Source organism: Larkinella fluvii, assembly GCF_051857545.1.
Classification (GTDB): domain Bacteria; phylum Bacteroidota; class Bacteroidia; order Cytophagales; family Spirosomataceae; genus Larkinella.
The window spans coordinates 55726-67687 of the sequence record NZ_JBPZHB010000005.1; the positions used below are offsets into that span (position 1 = coordinate 55726).

At 45.1% G+C, this 11962-nt stretch carries 14 protein-coding genes; 8 read left to right on the forward strand and 6 right to left on the reverse strand.

The features are described 5' to 3' along the window. Positions 1 to 700 precede the first annotated feature (700 nt). On the forward strand, positions 701 to 1594 hold the full coding sequence (locus tag ACS5NO_RS13710) for a transposase (protein ID WP_439415669.1): 894 nt from the start codon (positions 701 to 703) through the stop codon (positions 1592 to 1594). A 99-nt stretch (positions 1595 to 1693) separates the two neighbouring features. Here the strand turns inward: ACS5NO_RS13710 and ACS5NO_RS13715 are convergent, their stop codons facing one another. The 3 genes from ACS5NO_RS13715 to ACS5NO_RS13725 are packed head-to-tail and all read right to left on the reverse strand — an operon-like array spanning position 1694 to position 4006. Then, positions 1694 to 2242: an HAD family hydrolase gene (locus tag ACS5NO_RS13715; RefSeq protein WP_439415670.1), complete on the reverse strand. Its 549-nt coding sequence runs from the start codon at positions 2240 to 2242 to the stop codon at positions 1694 to 1696. After that, positions 2243 to 3466, reverse strand: coding sequence for a DNA-processing protein DprA (locus ACS5NO_RS13720; RefSeq protein ID WP_439415671.1), 1224 nt, complete (start codon positions 3464 to 3466; stop codon positions 2243 to 2245). Between the two features lie 3 nt (positions 3467 to 3469). Then, a complete protein-coding gene (locus ACS5NO_RS13725; RefSeq protein WP_439415672.1) occupies positions 3470 to 4006 on the reverse strand; it encodes a phosphoribosyltransferase in 537 nt (178 codons plus the stop codon). Between the two features lie 636 nt (positions 4007 to 4642). Here ACS5NO_RS13725 and ACS5NO_RS13730 point away from each other — a divergent pair. The 5 genes from ACS5NO_RS13730 (at position 4643) to ACS5NO_RS13750 (ending at position 7587) form a co-directional block, all read left to right on the forward strand. Beyond that, complete coding sequence (locus ACS5NO_RS13730) at positions 4643 to 5377, forward strand: hypothetical protein (protein WP_439415673.1); 735 nt, start codon at positions 4643 to 4645, stop codon at positions 5375 to 5377. Positions 5378 to 5465: 88 nt separating this feature from the next. Further along, a complete protein-coding gene (locus ACS5NO_RS13735) occupies positions 5466 to 5696 on the forward strand; it encodes a hypothetical protein (protein WP_439415674.1) in 231 nt (76 codons plus the stop codon). Positions 5697 to 5870: 174 nt separating this feature from the next. Continuing rightward, the gene (locus ACS5NO_RS13740) at positions 5871 to 6059 is read left to right on the forward strand and encodes a hypothetical protein (protein ID WP_439415675.1); all 189 of its coding nucleotides are present in this window, start codon (positions 5871 to 5873) and stop codon (positions 6057 to 6059) included. A 272-nt stretch (positions 6060 to 6331) separates the two neighbouring features. Beyond that, positions 6332 to 6910, forward strand: a complete 579-nt coding sequence (locus ACS5NO_RS13745) for a hypothetical protein (protein WP_439415676.1) — start codon at positions 6332 to 6334, stop codon at positions 6908 to 6910. Between the two features lie 80 nt (positions 6911 to 6990). Next, the gene (locus ACS5NO_RS13750; protein WP_439415677.1) at positions 6991 to 7587 is read left to right on the forward strand and encodes a hypothetical protein; all 597 of its coding nucleotides are present in this window, start codon (positions 6991 to 6993) and stop codon (positions 7585 to 7587) included. Positions 7588 to 7756: 169 nt separating this feature from the next. Here ACS5NO_RS13750 and ACS5NO_RS13755 read toward each other — a convergent pair whose 3' ends face one another. Further along, a complete protein-coding gene (locus tag ACS5NO_RS13755; RefSeq protein ID WP_439415678.1) occupies positions 7757 to 8506 on the reverse strand; it encodes a hypothetical protein in 750 nt (249 codons plus the stop codon). A gap of 157 nt (positions 8507 to 8663) precedes the next feature. On the opposite strand from ACS5NO_RS13755, the gene ACS5NO_RS13760 reads away from it, so the two are divergent. After that, entirely contained in the window at positions 8664 to 9677 is a 1014-nt protein-coding gene (locus ACS5NO_RS13760) for an HNH endonuclease (protein WP_439415679.1), read from the forward strand. 114 nt (positions 9678 to 9791) lie between these two features. On the opposite strand, the gene ACS5NO_RS13765 is transcribed toward ACS5NO_RS13760, so the two are convergent. Together ACS5NO_RS13765 and ACS5NO_RS13770 are read right to left on the reverse strand one after the other, a co-directional pair. Continuing rightward, on the reverse strand, positions 9792 to 10661 hold the full coding sequence (locus ACS5NO_RS13765; RefSeq protein WP_439415680.1) for a M23 family metallopeptidase: 870 nt from the start codon (positions 10659 to 10661) through the stop codon (positions 9792 to 9794). Between the two features lie 96 nt (positions 10662 to 10757). Further along, a complete protein-coding gene (locus tag ACS5NO_RS13770) occupies positions 10758 to 11438 on the reverse strand; it encodes a recombinase family protein (RefSeq protein WP_439415681.1) in 681 nt (226 codons plus the stop codon). Between the two features lie 113 nt (positions 11439 to 11551). Here ACS5NO_RS13770 and ACS5NO_RS13775 point away from each other — a divergent pair, with 113 nt between their 5' ends. Beyond that, positions 11552 to 11860: a hypothetical protein gene (locus tag ACS5NO_RS13775; protein ID WP_439415682.1), complete on the forward strand. Its 309-nt coding sequence runs from the start codon at positions 11552 to 11554 to the stop codon at positions 11858 to 11860. Positions 11861 to 11962: the final 102 nt, after the last annotated feature.

An 11962-nucleotide genomic window follows, 5' to 3' on the forward strand; every position in this document is an offset into this window, starting at 1 on the left:
TTATCGGTACGGAACCGTTTGTCTAATTCGGCTTTTGCTTTTTCGTCCAAGAGTGGTGTATTGACGCGTCCCATGAACGAAAATACAATAATCTAAACTAATTACCAGTAAGCACTTAGCTTTGCAAAGTCAGTGATTCTCTTGTTGACTTGGTGCTTGTCGTCACCTCTAAACCGACCTTGGTGTTCAAGCGACCCTACTGCTGATCTTGGTGCTTGTCGTCACCCTTAAACCGACCTTGGTGTTTCAAGCGACCTTACTGCTGATCAGTCAGTTTTCACCAATTTCTCATCAAGGTCATGAACCCACGAACACGACCGAATCAACCGATTCGAGGTCTTAAAATTCATATAGGCAAAATCTTTCAAATCGAAGCGGAGCAAATGCCCGGCGGGACTTTGATCATCATCCTGGTTATCTTCTTTGTTTTCCTTTTAACCTATTCCCTACTAGTAAGATTTTTCTAGCAGGTTAGTTTAATAGAAATTTTTTCAAATGGGTGGGTAAAAGTTGACCTTGCTCCTGATCGTTACGCGTCTTTTCCTTATACTAAGTCAGGTTATATGAGTACTCGTTTTCCTGATTAGTGCCGACAATCAGCTATCTCATTCTATATTCCTTGTACTTACTGAGGATTAGGAATGCGAATCAAGAGTTGAACTAAAATGGACAAACGCAGCCTGAGAAGTAAGTTTGTAGAATGCTACAACTACAACTCATTGCTCTCTATGACCGCCCGGCGGCCCGGTACGTTTGCCAGTGCTATGATAAGCACTTGTGCCTGCATTTCCAACGGCAAAGCAACAATCATCAGCCCGATTTTACCGATCAGGAACTGATGACAATCTATCTGTTTGGTCTGCTTAAACAACGGTACACTATGCGACAGAGTTATGATTATATCGTTGATCATTGGCAGGATTGGTTCCCAAAACTACCCTCTTATCAGGCCTTCAATTACCGGCTCAATCAAGTGGGCTGGCAATTTGAAATCTTGGTCGATGACTTAGTCGGTCACTTGCAAAGCCGACCTTGTCATCGGCAGATCAGTCTGACCGATTCGCTCCCTATCATTGTTTCCAAACGCCCTTATCAGGCTAAGGTAGCACCAGAATGGGCCGATAAAGGTTTCTGTTCCACCAAACGCCTTTATTATCATGGCTTAAAACTGCACTTTGTAGGCTTTGATCGCCGGGGCACGATTCCTTTACCAGAACATTTTCACTTTACCCCCGCATCGGCCAATGACCTGACGGTTCTCAAACAGACCACGCTGCCTTATGTAGAGCAACGAACGTTGGTCGGGGACAAAATCTATGCTTCAGCCCCTTTGCAAGCGCAGCTTTGTCAGCAGCAGGTCGAAATGATGACGCCCATTAAACTTAAAAAGGGTCAAAAACGTCTGGATGCCGCCGACCAGCTTTATTCCAGTTATGTCAGTTTGATACGTCAGCCGGTGGAATCGTTCTTTAATTGGCTGATTGAAAAAACTCACATCCAAACGGCTTCCAAAGTTCGTTCTCAGAAAGGGTTGCTACTGCACTGTCTGGGCAGGCTGGCCGTTGGGCTATATATTATGGCTTTCAACTCTTGATTCGCATTAGGAATTAGTTGGCATTTAACTTGACCCCGTAAAAGTTGGTTGTCATAAAAAGTAATTATACAAACATTGGAGCGAAAAATTCGGGGCGTCCTATTTTTTGGTCATTTGCTCTATTTCTGTAGTCTTGTACTTTTCCTGGAATGCCCGAATTATTTCGAGTGCTTCCGATGGCAGCTCAGCCAGGTGGTCCGGTTGAGCCGCGGTTATGCTGTCACGTTCAGCTGATCCCCACAAACATCCGATGCTTTTAATGTTAGCTGCTTTCGATGCTTGAATATCTATCTCCCGGTCTCCAAGTGACAGGACATCCTTGGGATGAGCATTTAGTTTTTCCAACGCCTTGATAAAAGATTCCGGGTGTGGCTTGCGATACTTTACGTCATGGTAACACACCATGCTGTCATAGGGAATTTTCCAGTGGTCCAAAACCTTCTGGCAATAAATGGATGGGCTGGTGGTGACGATGCAGACTTTTATACCCTGATCCCGGATATATTGAAAAAGATCGGCCAAACCATCATAGATGATAAAATTCGGGATCAGGGTATAAGTCTGTGGCCAGTTTCTGGATTGTCTTGATGCTTCGGCACTGCTGCTATCAACAAGGGTTTGGTCTAGGTCAAAAATTAAGCTTATCATTTAGTGGGAGTTGGTAAAAACATCTAACTGGACACCGTTTACTTTCCCCTCTGGCTTTTTCTTCCCTTTTTTAGACTGGGTTGCAGCCTTATCCTCTGTTTTGCCTTCCACCTTTATAAATATGTCCTCGGCTTCAGACTTTATAATGAATGGTTTTTTCGATTTTCCCGAAGCTGCTACTTTTTCTGTTTTTGCTTTGGGTGTTTTCTTGATTTTTGCTGGTTCGCTTTTTACAGTATAAACTGTTCCAGCGAATTCAATTTTCGGCTCCTCTTTCTTGGGCGTTGGCTTGATCTCCAGAGATGGCTTAAAGACAAATCCTGCCAAATCGAGCAGCGTATTCTTTAGGTTTTCAATTGAGATCGTGTCAGACAATGGCTGGGCAGTGCCATTCTTAATCAAGTACTGATTGCCCTGGGTTTTGGGGTGGTTCAAATAGCGAGCATCATGGTTAAATGCGGCCACAATGCGCTTCGCGGCTTTGGCAAATTTCACCGTGTGCATTGTCCCGCCTTTAATATCCGTTTCGACAACGATTACAGACTGCGATAATCCGGCCTGTATCCGGTCACGCTCGACAAAATAGCTCGGCTGTGATTTCTGACCGATCAGGTATTCTGAGATCAAGAGACCACAATTATCCAATATTCGTGCGGCCAGTGGTTTGTTTGCCGCTGGATAAATCGTGTCCAGACCGTGAGCCAGAACCGCTGTTGTAAAACCACCTTTGTCCAGGCATCCCGTGTGTCCAGCCGTGTCACAGCCAATGGCCAGACCACTGACGACATTGAAACCACTCTCCCCAAATACTTGGCCTAAGCGATGACCTACCTTATACCCGTATTCTGATGGCGCTCTTGTGCCAATAATTGCGACGGATGGCAGTTCATTGAGTCTTCTATAATCGCCCTTGGCGCTAAGCAGTAATGGGGGATCTTCGACATTCAGCAAAAGGATGGGATAATCCTTTTCGTTGTAGCCAATGACTTTAATCCCAGCTCGATCCGATTTCTCCAGGGTAATTTCAGCATTATCGAAGGCTGTCTGAAACTCCCATTTAGAAGGCGATTTTCGGATGATCGTCGGGTTTTCATTGACGAAATCCATAAGATCGTAATTATCTCGGATTGAGTGTTTCAGACCATGGAATAGTTTGAAAGCCGTTTTTCGCCCCACGCCGGGCAAATTCATGACTTTTAGGATAATGCTTGCGCTGGTGTTCATTGGCTATTCGAATTGTGCTGTTTGAGCGAGTGCGTAAGTTACAATCAAACTAGGACCGCATTTCTTTATCAGTTGCCGACAAGCAATTAACGAAGATCCGGTCGTTGTTACATCATCTAGTATTAAAACCTGCCTGCCGCTAATCAAGTTCACATTCTTCACATTTATAGATTGCAAATGCTTTTCAATGCTGCGGCCTCCACCAGTAGAGGATTTTTCGACCTTTGTATGGCGGACCAGGCACCCTGTGCCATCAATCCGTTCGGTATCGTTGCATAGCCTTTGAACCAATGCTTTCATGCCGCCCTCTGTATTTGCCGGGTCATGGGATGGTACAATGACAATTGTAAAATTTTCATCTGCCAAGATATCCTGGAGTTGTTTTTCAAAGAAAGTTATTCCATATGGTTTATTGTTCTTGATGTCTAAAATTCTCGCACTAAAGTCGTCCCAATTTGGATTCGCTCCTTTGCGATAAGGGTGGTAGGTTCCCAGTGAGGTAATAACATCTTTATCGTCAGGCAGTATAGAAAAGATCATTTGTGAGGAAGGATTTGGTTAAAACCCCAAAATACAAATAATCCTATAGATAGTTATTTTCCATGAGTAATCTGCTTAATTTTTCAGCCCGTCTGCTATCTTTACTTAGTTGTCTCCAAAGCAACTGGCGGCATTCTCTCACCGGCGACAACCAGCTTGATCGGGCGACCAATACCGATTTGAAATCGCTCAATCAGTGACGGTTTCCAGTACGAATAGATATTCCCGTGAGCCTCGACAATCGGCAATCCCCGGCATGGACCTTTGCTTTCGTCCCAGTTTTCAGGTACACCCAGAACATTTGTCGTTTGTTTGGTGTGGATCGGGTTCAATTTTCATTCTCCTGTGGGTGTGTGGTGTGTTATAACCTTTTCACAACGTTCTTTGTAAAGATGCTATGCTTTAGCTGCGTCACGTTATTCAGCACTGTTAGTATAGACACTATTTCAAAACCGGCAGGGTAGCCGGTTTTTTGTTTTCTGAGACTTTCCCTCTGGTATTTCGTCTAATGGTAAAACCATGCGAGCTACCATGACGCTTACTAAATTCCAGCGAATAAGAACTGTGATTTTTTGTATATTGGCTTCAAAATCAACCACTAAAACACCGGGATTAATACGCTAAAAGCGGTCAATTATGTCGGATTTCATTCTTAGTTTATTAAAATTTCTGGGTTTGGAAGAAATCGGCAGTAAGCTTCCCTTGTGGTCGCGTCTGGTCCTGTTTATTGTTCTTGTTTTAATAGGTTTCAGTGTCTATCAATACCTGACAAAGCCCCAGCATATCTACGTTGCGATTAATCTTCATGGAAAAACATTGACCGATAACCCGGTCATAGGGGGCAAACTTAAAATACGAAATGAGCAGGAGAATTTCCTCCAAACCCGTTCGATCAATACTATGGGTAAAGTAATTTTCGACGAAATCCCTCAGGAAATGCGAAATAAGGGCATCAAACTGGGCTTAACATCAACAAAATACAAGTTAAAATACCCTGACGAAGTATATAGTTTAGATAGCCTCATCGATGTTGAAATTGAGAGTAATGAAAAAAAACGCACTGCCAATGACAAAAAATCTGCTAATCCAGACCCAAAAAAAACGCACAAAACAGTAACAGAGCAGCAGGTAGAATGCCCCACTAAAAGTCCCAAAGGTTTCCCCGTAAGCACAACTCCAAATGCCAGCCAAAGAGTTGGACACAAATGGGTTAATGCGCATTATGAAAAGATAAATGGAGAATGTGTCTGGATAGAAGGCACTTATGTTCCTTCGCCAGATACAATTCAACAGCCAACCTATATACCGCCAACGAACCAGCGATCCAGAAGTGGTTCATCACCAACCTACGTACCGCCTGTCAGGCAATAACAATACGATCAAATGGGTTTTATATCCAGAAACCAGCACCTGCATTGGTAGGATTGTTTTTTGATCTCATCTGGAAAACTGGAAAACCATGCAATCACATCTGACCAATGCCCTGCTGAAAACAATTCTTCCACTGGTTTGTCAAACCGCAGCTTCCCAACAGGTTATATTGTCCAATCAGGTTCGCCTGCTTTCGCTGCTTACCACTGGGGATTATAATGCCATCATGCAGGAGCAGCAAGAATTGATTGAAAAACACGGCCAGAATTTAATGGAAATGGCGCTTCAGGAAGTTCGCAAATTAACCGAAGAGATTTAGCATGCGCTTTGATGTCTTTAAACAGCAAGCATCACGTTGTTTTAGCCCTTACTAATCCGTCGAATTTACAATCAGGACCCGGCACCAAAGCCGGGTTCTCTGTTTTTGAGACTTTTCGGGTTTCTTCTCGTCTAATGGTAAGTTGAACAACCCGTTGATAAACCTACTGCTCCCATGAATGAATTATTTACCCAAACCGCTGCTAACACACCCCTGAAACCCGGCGACCCGGTACGCGTCAAAGCCGATCTTTTCCACAACTTAACCTTTGTCATCCATTACCTCACCGAGGAAGCTGGCCAGCCTATGGCCTGTGGCCCCTACGGCTGTTTTGCCATTGATCTGCTGGAGAAAACCGGGTGATTCTAAACCAATTTGAAACCGGATTTGAACCGTGAACCAGTCCCGAGCGACCGGTCCATTTTCCTTGAAACAATTTCAACCCCACCAAAATCTATTGACATTCAATGAAAACCTGTAGGCATACTATCGCAATCTTATTTACTCCCCGTCCAAAAATAGGGCTGCTGATCGCACTGTACTTGATTTCTGTGAATAATACAAAGGCCCAGGAAGTCATTGTAACGGATGTAAAAGACATTAGAAACACATCCTTGGAGTCACCCGACAACACTGTGAAGCTACAGGACATTCTAACGTACGAAGCCAGTTTGAAACGCTACTACAGCCAGAAATGGCAGGCCGACCGGAAGGAATTTCAAACCGTGCACAAAAAGAAATGGTGGTATTACCTGCCCAACGTTGGCTGGGCGTTCGGACTGCCGACCGTCACCTTTGGCACATCGACGCTGGCACAAATCGACCGGGACAAGGTCATGATGAAAGGAAAACTCGACGGCATCGACGCCCGGGCGAAGTACGAATACAACGAAGCCTTACTACAACTCCGGACGATGCACCGGATCGTGGTGCTGGAAATGGAGCAATTCGGCTATGAGCTACAGGCCACGAAAGCGCTGGAAAGCGGGATCATCAAAATCCATGATGACACCTTCAACGATGAGAAAATGAAACCGCTGGAGCACCTGCAAAAAAGTCTGGAACACGAACGGTTCGTCCTGCAACTGAAAGAAAAGAACAAGGCACTCGTCCAAATGTGGCTGGAACTGGAACAGTTTGCCCGTTACCAGATGCCGGAAGAATCCCTGGAACCCGTAGCAGGGGAGACGGTTGACCTATCATCCAGGCAATGACTATACCCTAATTTACTCAATTACACATTTACTCATTTGTGTAAATACGCAATTACTCATCCTTTAACTAGGACTAGCCTATGCTCAAGCGACCTCATACCCAGGAATCCAAAGACAAAATATCGAAAGCCAATCTGGGAAGAGCTAAATCGGCAAGCCATCGCAACAACCAGGCGAAAAGTAAGGGAGCCAGGCCATTTTACGTATTCCGGGGGGACGATCCCAAGCCTGTCGGCAAATACTACAGCGCTAACCAGGCGAACCGCGAGTTGGATGACATCACGTTCAAATGCATCCGGGCCTGTTTGCTGGGGAAACAGGATTCCTCAAAGGGGTATCGCTTTGTGTATGAAGAAAACCTGATTCATCAGTCCGAACATGTACGGTACCAAAACTTTGAACGGGAAGGGGAGGAGGTGATCAATCTGTATAAAGTGAAGGGCGTACAGAACCTCAATCCGGTCGGACTGAAGGATGTGATTACCAAAACCAAACGGTATAGTAACGATTTCAAAGCACTGGTACTCAGGATGCTTGAACAATACAAGGACATCAACACCGTTGCTCACTTGAGTTGTGTACCGGCGCAAACGATTTTTGTATGGCTGGTGAACTGGAATAAAAAACAGGAAACCGGGTCCACAAATGAGCAGAACAAGCCAGAAGAAGTTCTCTGAACGTTGCGGTCAGATTTTCAACCAGGAGGCTGGTTTCTAGTTGTAAATCGCTGATGTGTGGGATACGGGGAAAGGTATTGAAAGATTAGTTACGGAATAAGCGGTACAATAGCCAGGTGACTATAAGTCATCCGGCTATTGTTTTTGATTCAGGGGTCTAATCTGGCCATTACTTGAGAACAAAATCAGATAACTTAGAGAAGAAGCCAGCCTTGAGTAACCAGGAATAGCCAAATGCCCATACCGCAATAGCTTCTAACCAAAACGTCGCGCTGTTGGGCTGTTCGAAAAAAGTCTTATCAAATAGAACTCCTAATTTACCTAAGCCAATTCCCAGAAGAGCAAGCACCATAATAATTCCACAAGTTCTGTATAGCACTTTATCCCGAACACTTGGTTTCTCGTCAGAAGAATCATCCTCAGGAAATCGAAAAAAGGACATAACCGCCAGGGCAACCAGAAATACGCCCGCTGAAAAAAAATGAAATTCCCCATAAATTTGAGCCGGTTCGATATATGTTATCGAATACAAGAAATCAGCATGGTGACACTCAGGAGACAAATTAGAAGTCGGAAAGATGACTACACACAAGGCAAAAATGCCCGCGATCAATGAGAGGAAAAAATCAATTGGCTTCTTTCCTTTATAAACCATTAATACAACAGCCAAAAGTCCTAAAGTAATGATAAATGCGCTACTAATCCGCGTATAAAAGTAATGACTGATTGATTCTAAGGGTTTTGCATGGCCACTGAAACCGTATAGACCAAATAATAAAATCACCGGAAGTGATACGCCCAGCAATCCAATTACAATTCTGAGCGTGTTTTGATCCGCTGCAACTGGTTTTTCCGGTTGATTTACATCGTCTTTGTATTCCAGCGTGAGCGCGGATTTAAGATTGTTTAGAAGGGGCATGGCAAGAGGAAGTAAAGAGAATTTTGTAACAGAGAAATAATTAACACACTGAAATACAGACAAAAACCTTATTATGTCAAGGTGAAATTTCCCCTATTTAATGGGATAAATCCGGAATGTTTTAAATGAAAATGGATTGATTAATTCTTTCTTGTTAATGAACACTACTGAAGCTATTATCTTTGAAGCTCGCGACATCGAAATATTTTCGATTCCGGATACCAAGACCAAACTGAATACACTCCAAAATTACTTTTTCCCTCGTATGAAGCGGTTACTGGATGAAGCCTTACTCCAAGTGAAAGAGGCCTACCACATCGATCCGTTTGAAAGATATAACTTCGTATACAGCCCTTCTCACCGGAAAGAGGCCAAGTCTAATCGGGATACTGATCTGGTATTAATTGGGATTTCTGGAAAAAGAGTTTTTGACCGGCAGCTTAAAGTGAAACGCCCGGATGGAAAGCCATATGCATTACATCCCGCATCGGCTATTTTTCAAGTCACAAACACTGGGAGAATGTCCGTAAACGTTCGGCCTTTCAACTGGTGGGATGACGCCTACTTTTGGAATCTTAAAAAGTATTTCCGCCAGAACTACGATGAATTTACTGCACTCTTGAATCAAAGCAACCTGTCCTATACTTCCCACACCGAAAAGATTCAGCTCATTCCTTTGAAGCAAATGCTGAGGGATGAATACTTTTTTGAAATTCAATCACCGGCCATATACTTACCAGTTGAGAATCAGTTGGCCATCGACCAGTTGATTCTGGCCTTCGTGTTATTGTTTCCGATTCTGGACACCTGCTATTCATTAGCGGAAGGAATAAAGCCTAAATTTCCGGAGCACGTTCAGGCTTTATCAGCCTGGCTTAACTCACGAAAGAATCCGGTTTTTGAAAAACCGGTTGATCAGGAAATTCAGTTACCGGAATTAGACAGTTACCGGTTTGTCCGTGCCGGTCTTTGGTACCAGGTCTTGGCTCGTGACAACTGGACGTGTTGCAGCTGCCGTCGCAGCGCAAAAGAACACGGAATCGTTTTACACGTTGACCATATCAAGCCACGATCATTGGGTGGGCATGATGAAATCAACAACTTACAGACTATGTGTATGAAGTGTAATATTGGTAAGAGCAACAAGGATTCCACGGATCTCCGAAGTTGAAACGGCACCGTCCGCATGCAAACCTGTTATTTTTAAAATCGAATCGGGCAATGTCATAGGCAGTTTCACCAAAAGCCAAAAAATTTCGAACGTCTTCTGGCTTTCTTTATTTAACTATTTGACCTCCGGCAGTTCAGCCGGATCGATCAGCAAAAAGCCGGGATTAATACAAGCCCCATACCAGCGAACGCCAAAATGCAAGTGGGGTCCCGTAACCCGACCGGTTTCTCCTACAACTCCTATCTTTTGCCCTTTCTGAACCGTTTGGTTTGCCTTTACCGTAAAACTTTTCAGGTGAAAATACTCTGAGATTAACCCGTTCCCGTGATCGATATAAACCGCATTGCCCGTATAAAATCCGTCAGTGGCCAGCAACACCCGGCCATTGCCCACACTTTGAACCGGTTTACCAGCAGCAATGGGATAATCCTGTCCGGTGTGCCGGTCCCGCGACTGCCCGTTAATGGTACGGCAAGCTCCAAAGTTGCCTTCACCCTGTGGCAGGGGACTGGCTGGTTTTCCAACCGGCAGGTCGAAGACGGCCGGACGCACCGTCGCCTGGTAAGCGATCAGGGGTTGAATCACGGCCGCTTCCCGGGATGCCCGCGCCTGATTCTGCGAGGAAATGGTAATGTACTCCTTCTTGGGAAAATTGGTGATGTCTTCTTGCCGGCAAGGCTTTTCAGTCACCAGCAACCGGGCGGATTCCAGCTTTCCTCCGGTGGTCCGGCGTGAAATGGTGTATTCTCCGGGCTTCATCTCCATATCAACCGGATAATAACAGGTGCCGTTGACGGCAGGCCAGGCCCGTTTCTCAAAACTACAGCGCTTGCAGTTACCCGCCCAGCGAGCGACTTCTCCCTGGCCCACCTGAACAGATTTCGGCGGGGTTGTTGTTTGACTATTTTTCAGTTGAACGGGAGCAGGGGCAGAGGCCAGGCCTGCCCAAAAAAGGGCAAGGATTGATACAAGAATTGGATTCATGTTGTGCAGGGGTTGACTCGTTAAGCGTATAACCCAACTCAGACCGGCACTGTTTGAATACCAATACGATGCAGAGTGTACCGTTGATTGCTATCCTTATTTTTCTCCACCGTTCTTTTGCCGAATCAATAGTCGTTTTACAGTTTCAGCTTTAAAGAAAGCCCCCTTCCGGGTGCGAAAACCGTGCTCGTTCAGTTTCCGGGCAATCGCACTCAGATTCAAATTCTGGAACTGGTAAAGCCGGATCAGTTCGGTAGCCTGTTTGTTGGCCGGGTGACAGCGCGCGTTTTCCTGAATGGCACCGACGCCCTTCCGCCGGGCCTGATCGGTCAGATTCTCCGGTTTTCCCAACTGGTAGCCGCGGGCCTTCTTCTGCGCCAGCGCCAGCCGGGTCCGTTCCGATATTTTCCGCAACTCATCCTCCGCCAGGGCGGCCTTGATGTTGATGATCATTTCGGAATCGTTCAGACAATCCAGCGCCGTGAACGTGACCTTATTCTGCCGTAGGGCCACCAGAATTTCAAGATTGCGTAGAATCCGGTCGAGCCGAAAGGCAATCAGTTTGGCATTGTGTTTTTTGCAGAGTTCGACGGCTTTGGCCAGTTCCTTCCGGCTGGTCTGCCCACCGGATTCGACTTCGACGAAATCACCGATCAGCCGTTCACCGCAAAAAGAATGAATACCGGTTTTCTGGGCATCGAGTCCCAGACCGGATTGCCCCTGCTTTCGGGTACTGACCCGGTAATAAGCGACGTATTGGATTTCGGATTCAATCATGATTGGCAACTGGAGGTGTTCCACGGGCAAGATACAGTTTTTTCACGTATCATAAACGTCCATTTATGATACGTGAAATACAACTTTGACCAATTAACAGGACGCGGCAGGCAATGGAAGAAAAACTAAAACGGGTTAGGCAATGGCGGAAAGGTGGCCACAACGCAGTGGAAATTGGCGATCGAATCATCAAAGAAATGGTGGATGAATATGAGAATAACCGCCGGGCAGGTGTCGTAATTCGGAATGGGAGGGAAGCTGGTAAATCGTGGTCGGCGATTGCCGTTGAGATAAATCTGCACGGTTTCAAAAGGTCACAAGGAAGCAGCTTCCAGACAGTGCAGGTGCAACGGATTTATCAACGGCTAAATAATTTTGGAATGGTCATGCAAAAGCTAAATAATAAAATTTCCTCTTTATAGCGTTTTACAAACGACCGTTTGTAAAACGCTATAAAATACTTACGTTTAATAAAAATATTGAAAAATTTGTCATTATTGATGCGTGAATTAGTTCGTAAAGCC

What these genes read in the sequence shown, in the direction of transcription:
- ACS5NO_RS13710 (WP_439415669.1), top strand. Translation starts at nt 701, where the DNA reads ATGCTACAACTACAACTCATTGCTCTCTATGACCGCCCGGCGGCCCGG.
- ACS5NO_RS13715 (WP_439415670.1), bottom strand. Translation starts at nt 2,242, where the DNA reads ATGATAAGCTTAATTTTTGACCTAGACCAAACCCTTGTTGATAGCAGC.
- ACS5NO_RS13720 (WP_439415671.1), bottom strand. Translation starts at nt 3,466, where the DNA reads ATGAACACCAGCGCAAGCATTATCCTAAAAGTCATGAATTTGCCCGGC.
- ACS5NO_RS13725 (WP_439415672.1), bottom strand. Translation starts at nt 4,006, where the DNA reads ATGATCTTTTCTATACTGCCTGACGATAAAGATGTTATTACCTCACTG.
- ACS5NO_RS13730 (WP_439415673.1), top strand. Translation starts at nt 4,643, where the DNA reads ATGTCGGATTTCATTCTTAGTTTATTAAAATTTCTGGGTTTGGAAGAA.
- ACS5NO_RS13735 (WP_439415674.1), top strand. Translation starts at nt 5,466, where the DNA reads ATGCAATCACATCTGACCAATGCCCTGCTGAAAACAATTCTTCCACTG.
- ACS5NO_RS13740 (WP_439415675.1), top strand. Translation starts at nt 5,871, where the DNA reads ATGAATGAATTATTTACCCAAACCGCTGCTAACACACCCCTGAAACCC.
- ACS5NO_RS13750 (WP_439415677.1), top strand. Translation starts at nt 6,991, where the DNA reads ATGCTCAAGCGACCTCATACCCAGGAATCCAAAGACAAAATATCGAAA.
- ACS5NO_RS13755 (WP_439415678.1), bottom strand. Translation starts at nt 8,506, where the DNA reads ATGCCCCTTCTAAACAATCTTAAATCCGCGCTCACGCTGGAATACAAA.
- ACS5NO_RS13760 (WP_439415679.1), top strand. Translation starts at nt 8,664, where the DNA reads ATGAACACTACTGAAGCTATTATCTTTGAAGCTCGCGACATCGAAATA.
- ACS5NO_RS13765 (WP_439415680.1), bottom strand. Translation starts at nt 10,661, where the DNA reads ATGAATCCAATTCTTGTATCAATCCTTGCCCTTTTTTGGGCAGGCCTG.
- ACS5NO_RS13770 (WP_439415681.1), bottom strand. Translation starts at nt 11,438, where the DNA reads ATGATTGAATCCGAAATCCAATACGTCGCTTATTACCGGGTCAGTACC.
- ACS5NO_RS13775 (WP_439415682.1), top strand. Translation starts at nt 11,552, where the DNA reads ATGGAAGAAAAACTAAAACGGGTTAGGCAATGGCGGAAAGGTGGCCAC.